General features: G+C 71.0%; 13 protein-coding genes. 8 read left to right on the top strand and 5 right to left on the bottom strand.

Annotation, left to right across the window (positions count from 1 at the left end):
• Positions 1 to 16: 16 nt before the first annotated feature.
• Positions 17 to 1006, top strand: a complete 990-nt coding sequence (hypE, locus tag ACQPWZ_RS02930; RefSeq protein ID WP_433573759.1) for a hydrogenase expression/formation protein HypE — start codon at positions 17 to 19, stop codon at positions 1004 to 1006.
• A gap of 85 nt (positions 1007 to 1091) precedes the next feature.
• Here hypE and ACQPWZ_RS02925 read toward each other — a convergent pair whose 3' ends face one another.
• Entirely contained in the window at positions 1092 to 3740 is a 2649-nt protein-coding gene (locus ACQPWZ_RS02925) for a GNAT family N-acetyltransferase (protein ID WP_433570522.1), read from the bottom strand.
• Between the two features lie 109 nt (positions 3741 to 3849).
• Here ACQPWZ_RS02925 and ACQPWZ_RS02920 point away from each other — a divergent pair, with 109 nt between their 5' ends.
• Positions 3850 to 4575 (top strand): siderophore-interacting protein, encoded by a 726-nt coding sequence (locus ACQPWZ_RS02920; RefSeq protein WP_433570521.1) that lies wholly within the window; start codon positions 3850 to 3852, stop codon positions 4573 to 4575.
• Between the two features lie 108 nt (positions 4576 to 4683).
• Here ACQPWZ_RS02920 and ACQPWZ_RS02915 read toward each other — a convergent pair whose 3' ends face one another.
• Complete coding sequence (locus ACQPWZ_RS02915; protein ID WP_433570520.1) at positions 4684 to 6582, bottom strand: Xaa-Pro dipeptidyl-peptidase; 1899 nt, start codon at positions 6580 to 6582, stop codon at positions 4684 to 4686.
• A gap of 167 nt (positions 6583 to 6749) precedes the next feature.
• On the opposite strand from ACQPWZ_RS02915, the gene ACQPWZ_RS02910 reads away from it, so the two are divergent.
• From ACQPWZ_RS02910 to ACQPWZ_RS02885, 6 genes are all read left to right on the top strand, one after another.
• The gene (locus ACQPWZ_RS02910) at positions 6750 to 7238 is read left to right on the top strand and encodes a GNAT family N-acetyltransferase (RefSeq protein WP_340471539.1); all 489 of its coding nucleotides are present in this window, start codon (positions 6750 to 6752) and stop codon (positions 7236 to 7238) included.
• Positions 7239 to 7580: 342 nt separating this feature from the next.
• Positions 7581 to 8348: an ABC transporter substrate-binding protein gene (locus ACQPWZ_RS02905; RefSeq protein ID WP_327686974.1), complete on the top strand. Its 768-nt coding sequence runs from the start codon at positions 7581 to 7583 to the stop codon at positions 8346 to 8348.
• Positions 8345 to 9145, top strand: a complete 801-nt coding sequence (locus ACQPWZ_RS02900; protein ID WP_340471538.1) for an amino acid ABC transporter permease — start codon at positions 8345 to 8347, stop codon at positions 9143 to 9145. The genes ACQPWZ_RS02905 and ACQPWZ_RS02900 overlap by 4 nt, the downstream gene beginning before the upstream one ends.
• A 37-nt stretch (positions 9146 to 9182) precedes the next feature.
• On the top strand, positions 9183 to 10001 hold the full coding sequence (locus ACQPWZ_RS02895; RefSeq protein WP_340477710.1) for an amino acid ABC transporter ATP-binding protein: 819 nt from the start codon (positions 9183 to 9185) through the stop codon (positions 9999 to 10001).
• Positions 10002 to 10080: 79 nt separating this feature from the next.
• Positions 10081 to 10575 (top strand): hemerythrin domain-containing protein, encoded by a 495-nt coding sequence (locus ACQPWZ_RS02890; RefSeq protein ID WP_433570519.1) that lies wholly within the window; start codon positions 10081 to 10083, stop codon positions 10573 to 10575.
• A 134-nt stretch (positions 10576 to 10709) separates the two neighbouring features.
• Positions 10710 to 11501, top strand: a complete 792-nt coding sequence (locus ACQPWZ_RS02885; RefSeq protein WP_433570518.1) for a uracil-DNA glycosylase — start codon at positions 10710 to 10712, stop codon at positions 11499 to 11501.
• A 31-nt stretch (positions 11502 to 11532) separates the two neighbouring features.
• On the opposite strand, the gene ACQPWZ_RS02880 is transcribed toward ACQPWZ_RS02885, so the two are convergent.
• From ACQPWZ_RS02880 to ACQPWZ_RS02870, 3 genes are read right to left on the bottom strand one after another with little or no spacing between them, the layout of a single operon-like run.
• Positions 11533 to 13635, bottom strand: coding sequence for a xanthine dehydrogenase family protein molybdopterin-binding subunit (locus tag ACQPWZ_RS02880; RefSeq protein WP_433570517.1), 2103 nt, complete (start codon positions 13633 to 13635; stop codon positions 11533 to 11535).
• Entirely contained in the window at positions 13632 to 14636 is a 1005-nt protein-coding gene (locus ACQPWZ_RS02875) for an FAD binding domain-containing protein (RefSeq protein WP_433570516.1), read from the bottom strand. The genes ACQPWZ_RS02880 and ACQPWZ_RS02875 overlap by 4 nt, the downstream gene beginning before the upstream one ends.
• On the bottom strand, positions 14633 to 15169 hold the full coding sequence (locus tag ACQPWZ_RS02870) for a 2Fe-2S iron-sulfur cluster-binding protein (RefSeq protein WP_340471533.1): 537 nt from the start codon (positions 15167 to 15169) through the stop codon (positions 14633 to 14635). Before ACQPWZ_RS02870 ends, ACQPWZ_RS02875 begins: the two co-directional genes overlap by 4 nt.
• Positions 15170 to 15358: the final 189 nt, after the last annotated feature.

Raw genomic sequence — 15358 nt, 5'->3', positions numbered from 1 at the left:
TCACGAGCGGATCGTGATGGGGCACGGCGGCGGCGGGACGCTCTCCGCCGAGCTGGTGGAGCATCTGTTCGCGCCGGCGTTCGGCAGCGACGTCCTCGCCGAACTGGGCGACTCCGCACACCTGACACTCGGCGGCGCCCGTCTCGCGTTCTCGACCGACTCGTTCGTGGTGCGGCCCCTGTTCTTCCCCGGCGGCAGCATCGGCGACCTCGCGGTCAACGGGACGGTCAACGACCTGGCGATGGTGGGAGCCGTGCCCGCCTACCTCTCCTGTGGATTCATCCTGGAGGAAGGCGTCGAACTCGCCCTCGTCGGGCGGGTGGCCGAAGCACTCGGAGAAGCAGCCAGGACGGCCGGGGTGGTCATCGCCACCGGGGACACGAAGGTCGTCGACGCCGGCCACGGTGACGGAATCTTCATCAACACCGCGGGCATCGGCCTGATCCCGGACGGCATCGACATCCGTCCGCAGCGCGCGGCGCCCGGCGATGTGGTCCTCGTCAGCGGACCGATCGGCGTGCACGGTGTGGCGATCATGAGCGTGCGCGAAGGGCTGGAGTTCGGCGTCGAGATCCAGAGCGACACCGCGTGCCTGGCCGGGCTGGTGGCGGACATGCTGGCGGTGTGCCCGGACATCCACGTCCTGCGCGATCCGACCCGCGGTGGTCTGGCCACCTCCCTCAACGAGATCGCGGCGGCCGCGGGCGTGGGCGTCACGCTCGACGAGCGGTCCCTGCCCGTGCCCGACACGGTCGCCAACGCCTGTGCCTTCCTCGGGCTCGACCCGCTGTACGTCGCCAACGAGGGCAAGCTCGTGGCGTTCGTGCCGCCGGACCACGCGGACGCCGTTCTCGCGGCCATGCGCGCCCACCCCCTGGGCAAGGAGTCCGTGTCGATCGGCCACTGCGTCGAGGAGCACGCGGGGATGGTGGTCGCGGCCACCGGTCTCGGCGGCACTCGCGTGGTCGACATGCCGCTCGGCGAGCAACTCCCGCGTATCTGCTGACGAACAGCCCGACCGCCGCCGCTGGTTCAGCGGCGGCGGTCGGGCATGTCACTGCCCCTGGAGCTTCGACCGGCGGCCGGCTACGTCACGGTCCGACGAGCGCCCAGCTGTCGAGCGTCTCTCGGCTGAGAAAGGCCAACTGCGCCCTCTTCTCCGGCTTGTCGATCTCGGGCCCGAGCACGAAGCCGGACCGGACCATGCGCGCGACGGCCTTCTCGTTGCGGGCGTCGGGCTCGACGACCACCCGCAGGACCTGCGGGTCCTTCAGGACGAATCCCACCAGCGCCGTCATCAGGGCACTGGTGAAGCCGCGCTGCGATGCGCCCGCGGCCGGAGGGCCGACCAGCAGATGGATGCCGAAGTCGCCGGGCTGCACGTCGTAGCACTCACCGACCGGGTCGGCGCCCGGCTCGTACGTCTGGAAGAGCGCGACCGGCTCGTCGTCGCGGTGGACGAGGTAGGCGTGGTGAGTGGCGAGCGAGTCCACGAACTCGTAGATCTCCTGCACCTGTTGGCGGGTGTGACCGGCCATGCCCCAGTACCGGGCGCGCGCCTCGGTGACCCAGCGGTGGACGAGAGCCGCGTCGGCGGCGGGGTCCAGCGGGACGACGCGGACCGTACCGAACCCGTCGACGGCGGCCTCGTGCACGGCCGTACGGGAGCGGGTGGCGTGTTCAGCGGGCATGTCTTCCTCGGTGAGTAGGTTCCAGTCGGTGATGACGGGGACGAAACCGCCGTGCAGCCACAGCGGCAGCTGGTCGCGCCGGTGCGGGTCGCCCGCGGCGCCGGAGGCGCCGAGCGGCACCACCCAGAGGCTGTCGTCGCGGCGGGCCAGGTCCCAGACGTAGCGCGCGGCGGGGCCGCGGGCGCTGAGGTCGCTGATGCCCGGGATGCTGGAGGTGGACAGCACACAGTCCTGGTCGCCGGAGAGCCCCGGCCACTCCTCCGGCTCGCCGTCCGGCTCTGCCTGCCAGGGCGCGAGCCGGTGCGTCTCGCCCCAGGTGGCAGCGGTCGGCGCGGCAGTGGCGGCCTCCTCCAGGGCCCTTCGTACGAGGTCCTGGCGGTCGAGTTCCGGCAGCGCGGAGGTCACGAGCAGCCCTTCCAGGGCGAAGGCGACCTTGGGGACCAGTGCCAGCCAGGGCCGCAGGGCCTCGGGGTAGGCGCCGGGGTCGACCTGCCCGGCGAGCTTCTCGAGCGCCGGGTGCTCCGCGACCAACCGCACCACGACGGAGCGCAGTCGGGCGTACGCCGCCGCGACCTCGCTGTCGGCGTCCATCCGCCGGTTCCAGCCGGCCAGCCGTTCCCGCAGACGGGCCGCCTCGGGGCTCAGCCCGTCGGCACCGGCGACGAGCCGCAACAGCGGCTTCGCCGAGTCCAGTTGGGTGTCCATATGGACGACGGCCATGCCCTCGGCGGTCCAGGAGTGCTGCTCGTGCAGCAGGGTGCGGATGCGCTCGGCCCGGTGCGGGGGAGCGAACTCGACACCGAGCGGGCCGGCGATGCTCCGCTCGTTGGCCATCACGGCGATACCGTCGACGGGCCGTCGCGGTGACTCGTGCCAGCCGTCCCAGTCGTGACCCGCCTCCCACGCGGGCACGACCCGCAGCATGTTGTCGGGGTGGCGCACCGGGACGCGTCCCGCCACGCGGTGCAGCACCCCGCCCTCGGTGTCGGCGGCCTGGACCACATTGACCGGCTCGGCCCACCGGTCGAAGGCCCGGTCCACATCGCCGACCGTGCGGGCCCGCAGCAGTGCGGGCAGTGCGTCGAACCCGAGCTCGCCGGTGACACGCGGCGGAATGCGCAGGCTGATCGACTCGGCCTCCCCGGGGCCGCCGATGATGACGGGGCCGCGTTCGGTCTCCACCACCTCCACGGTGACGGGGTCGGCGTCCGCCACCTCGATGGTCTCGCTGTGCACGGAGACGGAGCGCCAGCCGTCGGGGCCCAGCGCCTCCAACTCCCCGTCGCGGTCGCGGAATTGCTCGCGGTAGAGGTCCTGATAGTCGGCCATCGCATTGGTGATCGCCCAGGCGACCGAGCCGGCGTGGCCGAAGTGTGCGATGCCGGGGACTCCCGGCACGGCCAGTCCGACGACGTCGAACTCCGGGCAGGCGAGATGGATCTGCTGGTAGATGCCCGGGTCCTCGATGAACCGGTGCGGGTCGCCGGCGATGAGCGGGGCACCGCTCGCCGTACGGTCCGCATCGACGAGCCAGCCGTTGCTGCCCGCCTGGCCCATGCCGTCGGTGGCGAACAGATCGATCACGTCCTCGCCCAGCGCCCGGGCGACCTCCTCGCGCCACAGCTTGGTGGGGAAGCCCGCGAAGAGGATGTGCGTGCTCAGCCAGATGCCGAGCGGCACCCACGGCTGCCACGGTGTCGGTGCGAGACCTGTCGACGCGAACTGCGGCGCGCGCCCCGCTCCTTCGTCCAGGCCGGCGTTGACCCCGTCGACATAGCTGGTGATCCAGGCCGCCGTAGCGGGTTCCAGGCGCTCGAAACAGCGCCGCGCGGTGTCGTCGAGACGCGACTGCCGGGCGAACCGGTCCCAGCCGACGGCGCCACTTCCCAGGAAGGACGCGGAGGTGCCCTGCGCCCTGTGTCTCTCCACCTCGATCTGCCACGCCCGGTCGAGGGCGGCGTTGCGCCCCTGCGCCCAGGCGAGTTCGGCCGCGCTGCCGGCCCGCAGATGCGGGACCCCCCAGGCGTCGCGGTAATTCCTGATGTCCACTTTTCCCCGCCCTGTTGGCTCAATCCCCCGAGTGCTTAGGTTAGGCTGGCCTAAATTAGAGCACGGATGTTCGGGAGACAATCCCGGACCAAGGGGGAAGGAGCGGGCTGTGGGGCATGGCTGGGAGGGCGTCGTCCTCAAACTGATGCGAGGCAAGGACTTCGCATTCACCGTGACAGGAAGCGAGGACGTCACCGACCACTTCCGGCGGGTGCACTTCACCGACGGCGGCATGCTGGCCCAGACCGGGGTCCACCCCACCATGTGGGTCCGTGTGTGGTTCGACAACGCGGGAAAGCCGCATCAGCGCGCCTACACCCTGGTGGACGCCGACCCCGACGCGGGGACGTTCAGTCTCGAATTCGCCCTGCACGACGGCTGCGCCAGCGAGTGGGCGCGGAAGGCGCAGCCCGGCGACACCGTCGAGGCGACCCTCCAGGGGACGGGCTTCATCACGCCCGACCCGCTCCCCGCCAAGCTCCTCGTCGTCGGAGACCCCGCCTCGCTCCCCGCCATCAACTCCCTGCTCGCCGCGCTCCCCGCGGTGCCCGCGGTGATCTGGTTCGAGACGACGCACGACTCCGACAAGGAGCTGCCGCTGCGCCTGGACCCGGCTCTCCACGAACTGCGCCTGGTACCGCGCCGCGAGGCCGGCAACCACCTCGTCACCGAGGTGAAGGAGGCCCTGCCCGGTCTGCTGCGCGACAACCCAGGGGCGTACGTCTGGGTCGCCTGCGACACGGCGACGACCCGTTCGCTCGGCACCTTCGCGCGCAAGGACCTGGCCCTGCCGAAGGAGCAGGTCAACGCCCTCGGTTACTGGCGCGCGGCCTGATCACGACGGAGCGCCGCCGGGGCCGGCCGCCGCCGCCCGCCCCGGCCGGCGCCCGTCAGTACTCGACGAGACGCAGGTGCCGCCGCGCCGCACCCGATGGGCCGTAGGTCACCGCGCCACCGGCAGCGTGATACTGCTGACGCCGGTGCGTACGGTCATCCGGGTACCCGCGGGGTACCGCAGCGTGTAGTCGTGGTCGGTCGAGATCAGCACCACGCCCAGCCGGTGCCCCTTCTTGAACACATGGTCCTGGGGCTGCATCGCCCACTCCAGCCGGTACTCGCGCCCCTCGACCACCCGGTCCTCGCGGGAGAGCGAGTGACGGTTGCGGGCGTCCAGCCAGCCGCGCGAGACGATCTTGAAGTCGGTCGTCTCGGTGCGGTGTGCCGTGCGGTAGGCGCAGCCGGTGTCCCCGGGGATGCCCTCGCCGTAGCAGACGAGCTGCGACGTGTCGGCCACCGTGCCGGCCGTAGCCCGGGTGTCCCGGCCGTAGTCGACGAGCAGCGCCGTGACGTACGGCGATGTCCCGTCCAGCGAGGCACGCACCGACACCTCGGGCACACCGTTGACCCGCAGATCGCTCGGCAGCGGGCCGGTGGTGTAGGCGAGCCGGTTCGGGTCGGCGCTGTCGGGATCGGCAACCAGCGTCTCCGCCGGCAGGGTACGGCCCGAGTCCGTGAGTGACTGCTTCACCGGCACTCCCGGCAACGCCCCCAGTCCACGCGCACCCAGACGCAGCGTCAGATCGCGCGTGCCGCGGGCCGGCCAGTCGGACTGACGGCGCCAGCTGAAGTCCGCCTGCTCGACCTCGACCGGCGGCTCGTCGAGCGCGCCGTTGTCCAGGTCGTACAGCCAGTAGTCGAACCACTGGTGCAGCTGGCGAAGCCATTCCTCCATCCGCAGGGGCATCGGGTTGATGTGACCGGCCTGGTGCAGCCACATCTTGCGGGGCACGTCGTGCTTCTTCAGCGCCTGCCACAACTGGCCGAAGTGCTGCGTCTTCACGTTCCAGTCGTTGCCGCCGTGCACCGCGAAGACACCGGCGCGGATCCTGCCGACATCCCGCAGGTAGTCCCGCTCGGCCCAGAACCTGCTCCAGTCCCCGGTGACGCGGTCCTGCTCGGCGGTGAGGCGGTCCAGCACCGGCCGGCAGATCTCGCGGTCGGTGCGGCTGTAGACGCCCTTGGCGAGAACGTCGGTGTCCTCGCCCTGATAGCCGCCCGGAGCCACCACCCCGCCGCCCGCCCGGTAGTAGTCGTACCAGGAGGAGATCCCGGAGATCGGCACGATGGCCTTCAGACCTCTCACCCCCGTCCCGGCGACGGCGGTCGGCAGCGTCCCGTTGTACGAGATCCCCATCATGGCCGCGTTGCCCGTCGACCATGCGGCACCCACCGGCCGCCCGGTCGGATCCCAGCCCCTGGCGCGTCCGTTCAGCCAGTCCACGGCCGCCTTGGCGCCGAGCGTCTCATTACGTCCGCCGGAGGTCGGGCAGCCGGTCGAGTCACCGGTGCCGAGGCTGTCGACCTGCGCGACCGCGTACCCGCGCGGCAGGAAGTAGTTGTCGGTGTAGCCGGAGAACGGCACCGAAGGGCCGATGAGCCCCGGCAGCCGGGTCTGGCCGCCGAGCCGCCTGCCGTCGGGCAGACCGTCCTCGTCGAGATCCACCGGGTGGAACGGCACATCGTTGCCGCCGCCCCAGTACGGACTCGCCTCGATGATCGTGGCGACCCTCAGCCCGGCGTCCGTCTCCTTCGGGCGCAGGATCCGCATCCGGACCGTGTCCCGTCTGCCGTCGTGATCGCTGTCCGCCTCGGTCTCGACGTCGACGAGCTGCGAGACGGCGTCGGCGCGGGAGAAGGCGGGCTCGGTCCGGTTGCCGACGATCTTCAACGCCGGCTCGTCGTCCGCGTGCGCCACCGGCGCCGGGAGTGCGGTGAGCAGGGAGGCGGCGAGCGCGGTGACGCCGAGCCTGCGTGCCGAACGTAATGCGGTGTGTCTCGCCATCGTGTCTCCAGGGCCCGGAAGGTGACGATCACGCGGGGAGCGCGCGCACATTCCACCGCGTGCACGCGCCTCACGCCAGACACACTCCCGCCACTTCCAACCCTTGGCGCAAAGGGCCGCCCTCGGCTCCTTTTCCTCATGGATCACCGGCGGGCAATACTCGTTCCATGCAGTCGGACATGACAGGAGCCGGCCGGGGCGGGCGGCGGCAGGCCGCGCTGATCCGGCGGGCCACCGCCCGGGACGGGAAACGGCTCACCGCCCTGGTGCGAAAGTCACGCGCCTACGAGGGCCCCTACGCCCCGATGGTCTCCGGCTACCGGGTCGGCCCCGACTACATCGAGACCCACCGGGTCTTCGTCGCGGCCGACGAGACCGGCGCCGTGCTCGGCTTCTACGCGCTGCTCCTCGACCCGCCCGAACTGGACCTGATGTTCGTCGCGGACAGCGCGCAGGGCCGGGGCATCGGCCGGCTCCTCGTCGCCCACATGGTCGCCGAGGCGAAGGCCGCCGGGATCGAGGCCGTACGCGTCGTCGCCCATCCGCCCGCCGAAGGCTTCTATCTGAGTGTCGGTGCCCGGCGGACCGGCACGGTCCGCGCCCGTCCGCCCGCGGTGATGTGGGACCGGCCGGAGCTCGTCATCGACACGAACTGACCGCGCACCCCGCGCTGGACGACCACGACCTGTCCGTCCGCGATACGGCGCCGGTACCGCTTCCCGCGACCACCTTTCCGGCCATTCGACCGGCTCATGGGACCGGGCTGACGATCACGCAGAGCCGCAGGCCGGACACCGTGTCGGACCGGCCCGAACGCATGGTGGACAGCTCCCTCACCTACCGCCGCCGGTGCCTTACGATCGCGACGGACGGTCTCGTCGTGTCACCGCCCGCCCTGTACCCCATGGAGGTCAACCGTGTTCTGGACGGCCAGAGGACACCGCAGTCACCGCAGCAGCTTCCGCATCCGCGCCGCGGCCGGTACTGCCGCCGCGGGGATGTTCCTTGCCGTCGGCTGTTCCTCCGGCAGCGACGGTCCGGGAGAGGCCGCGGGCGGTGTGCCCGTCGTGGAGAAGGGCAAGCTGACCACCTGCACCCATCTGCCCTACCCGCCGTTCCAGTTCGAGAAGAACGGCAAGATCGTCGGCTTCGACGTCGCCCTGGTGGACCTGGCGGCGAAGAACCTCAAGGTCGAACAGAAGATCCTCGACACCCCGTTCGAGAACTTCAAGACCGGTGCCTTCCTCAACTCCGGCGAGTGCGACCTCGCGGCCGCCGGCATGACGATCACCGAGGAGCGCAAGAAGAACGTCGACTTCTCCGTTCCCTACTTCGACGCCACCCAGGCCCTCCTCGCCACCAAGAAGAGCGGTGTGACCTCGCTCGCCGACGTGAAGGCCAAGAACAAGAAGCTCGGCGCACAGGCGGAGACCACCGGCGAGAGCTACGCCAAGGAGCAGGGCTTCAACCCCGTCGCCTTCGAGAGCTCCGACGCCGTCCTCAACGGTCTGCGCACCGGCCAGGTCGACGCCGTCGTCATCGACTACCCCGTCGTCCAGGGCTGGCTCAAGGACAAGAAGAACGCCGCCGAGTTCGCCCTCGGGCAGAACATCGAGACCGGTGAGCAGTACGGCTTCACGGTGAAGAAGGGCAACGCCAAGCTCCTCGCCGCGCTCAACAAGGCGATCACCGACGCGCGCGCCGACGGCACGTACAACAAGCTCTACCAGCAGTGGATCGGTCCGCTGCCCAAGGCTTCGTCGTGACCTCTCGGCTGACCAAGCGGCAGCAACGCCGCATCTCGCAGGGCATCCAGTACGCGGTCTTCGTGGCGGTGCTGGTCCTGATCGGCGTCTTCGCCGACTGGGACCGGCTCCAGCAGCAGTTCGCGCAGACCGACCTGGCCTCGCGGCTCTTCCCCGACATCATCACCATCGCCCTGCGCAACACGGTGGTGTACACCCTCTCCGGGTTCATCTTCGGGCTGGTGCTCGGGCTGATCATCGCGCTGATGCGGCTGTCGTCGGTGGCGCCCTACCGGTGGTTCGCCGGCGTCTACATCGAGGTCTTCCGCGGCCTGCCCGCCCTGCTGATCTTCATCTTCGTGGGTGTGGCGATCCCGCTCGCGTTCCCGGGGGTGGAAATCCCCGGTGGTACGTACGGCAAGGTCGCGCTCGGCCTCGGTCTGGTCGCGGCGGCCTACATGGCGGAAACGATTCGGGCGGGTATCCAGGCGGTCCCCAAGGGACAGATGGAGGCCGCCCGGTCGCTGGGCTTCTCGCATGCCCGCGCCATGGTGTCGGTGATCATCCCGCAGGCCTTCCGCATCGTCATCCCGCCGCTCACCAACGAACTCGTCCTGCTGTTCAAGGACTCCTCGCTGGTGCTGTTCCTCGGCGTGACGCTGGACGAACGGGAGCTGACCAAGTTCGGCCGTGACCTCGCGAGCGAGACGGCCAACTCCACACCGATCCTGGTCGCGGGCATGTGCTACCTCCTCGTGACCGTGCCGCTGAGCTTCGTGGTGCGCCGCCTCGAAGCGCGCGCCGACAAGGCCAGGTGAGGACGAGATGCCGAAAAAGACGGAGACCGCGGAAACCATGGCCACCGACCGCCCGGAGATCGAGATCCGAGGGCTGCACAAGTCCTTCGGGGACAACCACGTCCTGCGGGGCATCGACCTGGAGATCGGCCGCGGCGAGGTGGTGTGTGTCATCGGCCCGTCCGGCTCGGGCAAGTCGACACTGCTGCGCTGTGTGAACCTTCTGGAGGAGCCGAACGAGGGCCAGGTCTTCGTCGGCGGCACCGAGGTCACCGACCTCGATGTCGACATCGACGCCGTGCGCCGGCGTATCGGCATGGTCTTCCAGCAGTTCAACCTGTTCCCGCACGTGAACGTCACCGAGAACCTCACCCTGCCCCAGCGCAGGGTGCTCCGCCGGGACAAGGCGCAGGCCGCGGCGGTCGCCCGGGAGAACCTGGCACGCGTCGGTCTCGCCGACAAGGCGGACGCCTACCCGGCGCAGTTGTCCGGCGGACAGCAGCAGCGGGTCGCGATCGCACGAGCCCTGTCGATGGGCCCCGCCGTGATGCTCTTCGACGAGCCGACCTCGGCGCTCGACCCCGAACTGGTCGGCGATGTGCTGTCGGTCATGCGGCTGCTCGCCGCCGAGGGCATGACGATGATGGTCGTCACCCATGAGATGAGCTTCGCCCGCGAGGTCGCCGACCGGGTCGTGTTCATGGACGAGGGAATGATCGTCGAGCAGGGACCGGCGGCGCAGGTCGTGGGCGACCCGCAGCACGAGCGGACAAGGAACTTCCTCAACCGCATCCTCGATCCGGCCGCTGCCGCCGCACCCGTGGCCGGATCGCAGGACCGGCTGCGGAAGTCGGTTGACGAGCCGTCCGAGGAGTGATGGGATCCCACGTCAGCGTCGCGGTGTACCCGGCAAAGAGACCGCCGTGGACATGGAGGCGCCGCACCATGGGACCCCAATGGACACCCCTGTCGAACCCGACGGCCGCATCACGGCCCTCGGCAATCAACTGATCGGCATTCATCTCGCGCTCCGCGAGGAACTCGAACAACTCCGCGAGGACGCCGACGCCTGGCTCGACGGCCGGGGCGAACGGCCGCGGGAGCTGCGGGCACACTGTCTGGCCTTCTGTTCGGCCCTCACCCGGCACCACACCGGTGAGGACGGCGGAGCCTTCCCGGCCCTGGCCCGGCAGCACCCCGAACTCCAACCCGTCATCGAGGAGTTGGAGCACGACCACCAGGCAGTCACCGCGATTCTGCGTGCGGTGGAGGAACTCGTCGCCGACGAGTCGGCACTCGACCCCGCGCGCGTACGGGCCGAGCTGGAGGGCCTCACCGCGTTGCTGGAGTCGCACTTCGTCTACGAGGAGAAACGGCTCGTGGCCGCGCTGAACGCGCTGCCCGCGGCAGCCGGGGACGCCGAGAGCCTGCTCGGCAGACCCGTCACCTGACCGTCCGGCCGCACGGCGGGCCGGGACGCCTGAGCACCGGGTCTGAGCTCCGGGCTTCGGGCTCCGGCCGCCCCGGCCCGCCGTGCGCTCCTCGGATCACGCGGGTCCCACGGGACAGCCCTTAGCGTGGACGTATGCGCCCGCACGACACCGCAGGTCCGCCGCCCGCACCCGACGACGGTGACTTCCCCGCCCGCCGCGCGCCGCTCTGTGTCGATGTCGCCGAGCTGGATTCCGTCGTCACCGAGTGCCGCGCCTGCCCGCGCCTCGTGGCCTGGCGCGAAGAGATCGCCGTGGTGAAGCGGGCGGCCTTCCGGGACCGGGAGTACTGGGGTCGTCCCGTGCCCGGCTTCGGCCCCACGGACGCGGCTCTGGGCGTCGTCGGACTCGCCCCCGCGGCCCACGGCGCCAACCGGACCGGCCGCATGTTCACCGGCGACCCCTCGGGAGACTTCCTCGTCAAGGCGCTGTACGAGGTCGGGCTCGCATCCCGGCCGACGTGCACCGACATCGATGACGGCCTGGAGCTGTACGGGGTACGGCTCACGGCGCCCGTCCGCTGCGCGCCGCCGCAGAACAAGCCCACCCCGGCCGAGCGGGACACCTGCCGCCCGTGGCTGGCACGGGAGATCGAGCTGCTCGGCCCCTCGCTGCGGGTGATCGTCGTACTCGGAGCATTCGGCTGGCAGGCGCTGCTGCCCGTCCTGCGTGACGCGGGTCGTCAACTCCCGCCCCGCCGACCGGTGTTCGGCCACGGTGCACACGTCGTTCTGCCCGCGGCCGGTGAGGCCAGCGATCTGCATCTGCTCGGCTGCTACCACCCGAGCCTGCGCAACACGTCCACGGGACGGCTCACTCAGCCGATGCTCGTGGAGGTCTTCGACCGCGCCGCGCACCTCGCCGGCCTGGATCGACGCGACGGATGAGCCCTTCCCCCTCATGGCGCGAGGCGGAACCTCACAGCGACCCCAGGTGCGGCAGGACGACATCCGGTGTGAGCGGCAGCTCCCGCAGCCGCACCCCGATGGCGTGATGGACGGCGTTGCCGATCGCCGCTGCCGTGCCGACGATGCCGATCTCCCCGATGCCCTTGCTGCCCATCGGGTTGAGGTGATCGTCCTCCTCGTCGATCCAGTGCGCCTCGATCTCCGGGACATCGGCGTTCGCCGGTACGTGGTACGACGCCAGGTCGCTCTCGGTGAAGTCGCCGAAGACCGGGTCGAGATGGCTGCCCTCCGTGAGCGCCATGCCGATGCCCATCGTCATCGCGCCGGTGAACTGGGAGCGGGCGGTACGGGCGTTGAGGATCCGGCCGGCCGCGAACATCCCGAGCAGCCGGCGCACGCGGACCTCGCCCGTCACCGTGTCGACCTGGACCTCCGCGAAGTGCGCGCCGAACGCGTGCCGTGAGTACGGCGATTCCTTCGCCATCTCCTCCTCCGTGTCGACGGTCACCGTCAGGCCCTGCGCCGGCAGCTCGTTCACCAGACCGTGCAGGCGCTCGACGAGGGTCCGGCAGGCCTTGTGCACCGACCAGCCCCAGGACGCCGTCCCCGAGGAGCCGCCCGCCAGCGGGGCATGGGGCAGGTCGCTGCTGCCGATGTCCACACGGACGGACTCCAGCGGTACCCCGAGCGCGTCCGCCGCGATCTGCGCGAGCACGGTACGGGCCCCGGTGCCGATGTCCGTCGCGTTGATGCGGATGCGGAACGTGCCGTCGGCCGCGGCATGCGCCGAGGCGCTGGAGGCGCTCACCTGTACCGGGTACATGGCGGCCGCGACCCCGGTGCCCAGCAGAAGGGTGCCCTCACGGCGGATGCCCGGCTGTGGGTCCCTGGGCTGCCAGCCGAAGAGCCGGGCCCCTTCGGCGAGGCACTCGGTGAGGTGACGGCTGCTGAAGGGGCGGCCGCTGTCGGGCTCCTCGTCCGGCTCGTTGCGCAGCCGCAGAAGCACCGGGTCCACACCGGCGGCCACGGCGAGTTCGTCCATGGCCGACTCCAGGGCGTACATGCCGGACGCCTCGCCGGGAGCCCGCATCCACGAGGGCGTGGGGACGTCCAGGGCGGTGACCCGGTGGCCGGTACGGCTGTTCGGCGAGGTGTACATGATGCGGGCGGGAACGGCCGCCTGCTCGACGAACTCCCTGATCGTGGACGTCTGCGTGACGACCTCGTGGGCGAGGGCCCTGATCACGCCGTCGGTGTCGGAGCCGATCCGCACCCGCTGGATCGTGGGAGCGCGATGGCCGACGACCGCTGCCATCTGGCGGCGGGGGAACACCACCTTGACGGGCAGCCCGGTGTGACGGGTGGCCATCGCGGCCAGCACCACCTGGGGCCTAGGGGTGCCCTTGGAACCGAAGCCGCCTCCGACGTGTTCGGAGAGCACGGTGATCTTCTCCTGCCGCAGCCCGAACATCGCGGCGAGGGTGTCGCGTACGGTGCTCGCGCCCTGGCTGCTGTCGTACACCGTCAGATGTCCGTCCAGCCACCACGCGGTCGCGGCATGCGGCTCCATGGGGTGGTTGTGCAGCGCGATCATGCTGTACGTCGCGTCGACCTGTACGGCCGCCGAGGCGAAGGCTCCGTCGAAGTCCCCGCGCTCTCGCAGGCCGGCTGCGCCGGCGTTGGCCTCCTCCGGTGTGTAGAGGCCCGGGTGGTCGGCCGTGAGCGTGACGTCGGGCTTCTCCTCGTCGTACTCCACCCTCAGCGCGCCGGCGGCCGCTTGGGAGTTCTCCGGGCTGTCGGCGACGACGAGTGCCACGTACCAGCCGCGGTGGGGAACGTCGGCGCTCTGGAGCACCGCGAGGTTGGCGTCGTCGGGCGGTTCCAGCCGGGGCGCGTTCTCGTGGGTGAGGACCTCGTGCACGCCCGGCAGCGCGAGCACCTCGTCCGTGTGGACGGCGGTGATCCGCCCCCGGCCGATGGAGGCCGGGACGGGCCAGGCATAGAGACAGCCCGGTGCGGTGTGCTCCGCCGCGTAGCGTGCGACGCCCGTGACCTTGTCGGCCGCCTCCCGGCGTACGGCCGGCGACCCCAGAACGCGCGGTGTCTGCGTCATGACGGGTCCTCGCTGTTCGGGTGCGGGGCGAGCGCGGTCAGCACGCTGACGGCGAGATTGCGGGCGAGCGGCACCTTGAATCCGTTGTCCCGCAGCGGCGAGGCGGCGGCCAGCTCGGCTTCCACGGCCCGGGCGAAGTTTTCCGGGGTCGCGGGCGCACCGTGCAGTGCCTCCTCGGCGACGCGAGCGCGCCAGGGGCGGTGGGCGAGCCCGCCGAACGCGAGGGCCGCGTATCGCACGTCGCCCTGTTCGAGCTCCAGCACGGCGGCGACGGACACGAGGGCGAAGGCGTAGGACGCCCGGTCGCGGGCCTTGCGGTACCGGGAGCGGACGCCGATGGGGCCGGGTGGCAGTTCCACGGCGGTGATCAGCTCACCCGGCCGGATGAGGGTGTCCTGCTCGGGGCGGTCGCCCGGGAGCCGGTGGAAGTCGGTCACGGGCAGGGCGCGCTCACCCTCCGGGCCGTACAGATGCACGGTGGCGTTCAGCGCGGACAGGGCCACGGCCATGTCCGACGGGTGGGTGGCGACGCAGTGTTCGGAGTGGCCGATGACGGCGAGGTCCCGGTGGGAGCCCTCCCGCGCGGGGCAGCCGCTGCCGGGGAGCCGCTTGTTGCAGGGCTTCGTCGTGTCCTGGAAGTACGGGCACCGTGTCCGCTGGAGCAGATTCCCGCCGGTGGTCGCCGTGTTGCGCAGCTGGCCGGACGCCCCGGCGAGCAGTGCCTGGGAGAGACAGGGGTAGCGCGACCGGACGCCGGGGTGGGCGGCGAGATCGCTGTTGCGCACGCCCGCTCCGATGTTCAGCCCTCCCTCCGCCGTGTCCGTGATCCGGTCGAACGGCAGCCGGCGGATGTCGATGAGCAGGTCCGGGGCGGCGACACCGAGCTTCATGAGGTCCACGAGATTGGTGCCGCCGGCGAGGTACTGCGCTCCGGCGCGGGAGGTGAAGGTGTCGATGGCGTGATCGGCGGTGGCCGCGCGGAGGTAGGCGAAGGGTTTCACCGCGCCACGTCCTCGATCGCCCGGACGATGGAGGGGTAGGCGCCGCAGCGGCACAGATTGCCGCTCATGCGCTCCCGGATCTCCATGGGGGTCAGCTCCGCCTCACCGCCGCCCGTGTACTCCGGCGGTGTCACATGGGAGGGGTGTCCCTCGGCCGCCTCGGTCAGCATGCCGACCGCGGAGCAGAGCTGGCCCGGTGTGCAGTAGCCGCACTGGAGGGCGTCCCGCGCGATGAACGCCTCCTGCAACGGGTGGAGCGACGCGCCGTCGGCGAGGCCTTCGACGGTGGTGATGTCCGCCCCGTCGTGGGCGACCGCGAGCATCAGACAGCTGTTGGCGCGACGGCCGTCGACGAGCACCGTGCAGGCGCCGCACTGTCCGTGGTCGCAGCCCTTCTTGGTACCCGTCAGATCCAGATGCTCCCGCAGCACGTCCAGGACGGTGGTCCTGTGGTCGAGCGTCAGAGGATGCTGGGTTCCGTTCACCCGGAGGGTGAGGGAGGAGCGGTGGGCGCCCACCGGGCGCTGGGTCACCGGGCCCTCCGGTCGGCTGGTTGGCTCCACGGCGCAGTGCCCTTCGGTCGCTCGTCCGGCGCTTTGCCTCTTTCCTACCAGTACGTGGCGTTTGGTGCGGCTCGGGAGGCCGGGACGTGCGTCGGGCCGGCGGCCCGCCTCGCGGCGGACCACCGGCCCTCGTCGTGCGTCGATCGGGTGCACCCGATC

This window comes from Streptomyces sp. CA-251247 (assembly GCF_050952975.1).
In the GTDB taxonomy this organism is placed as follows: Bacteria; Actinomycetota; Actinomycetes; order Streptomycetales; family Streptomycetaceae; genus Streptomyces; species Streptomyces achmelvichensis.
The sequence above is the reverse complement of the archived record's forward strand: the minus strand, read 5'-3'. Positions and strand labels throughout refer to the sequence as shown.

Bases quoted from the DNA above. Each gene is read 5' to 3' on its own strand.
- ACQPWZ_RS02910 (WP_340471539.1), top strand. From the start codon at position 6,750: ATGCAGTCGGACATGACAGGAGCCGGCCGGGGCGGGCGGCGGCAGGCC.
- ACQPWZ_RS02895 (WP_340477710.1), top strand. From the start codon at position 9,183: ATGGCCACCGACCGCCCGGAGATCGAGATCCGAGGGCTGCACAAGTCC.
- ACQPWZ_RS02885 (WP_433570518.1), top strand. From the start codon at position 10,710: ATGCGCCCGCACGACACCGCAGGTCCGCCGCCCGCACCCGACGACGGT.
- hypE (WP_433573759.1), top strand. From the start codon at position 17: ATGGGGCACGGCGGCGGCGGGACGCTCTCCGCCGAGCTGGTGGAGCAT.
- ACQPWZ_RS02905 (WP_327686974.1), top strand. From the start codon at position 7,581: ATGTTCCTTGCCGTCGGCTGTTCCTCCGGCAGCGACGGTCCGGGAGAG.
- ACQPWZ_RS02915 (WP_433570520.1), bottom strand. From the start codon at position 6,582: ATGGCGAGACACACCGCATTACGTTCGGCACGCAGGCTCGGCGTCACC.
- ACQPWZ_RS02880 (WP_433570517.1), bottom strand. From the start codon at position 13,635: ATGACGCAGACACCGCGCGTTCTGGGGTCGCCGGCCGTACGCCGGGAG.
- ACQPWZ_RS02890 (WP_433570519.1), top strand. From the start codon at position 10,081: ATGGACACCCCTGTCGAACCCGACGGCCGCATCACGGCCCTCGGCAAT.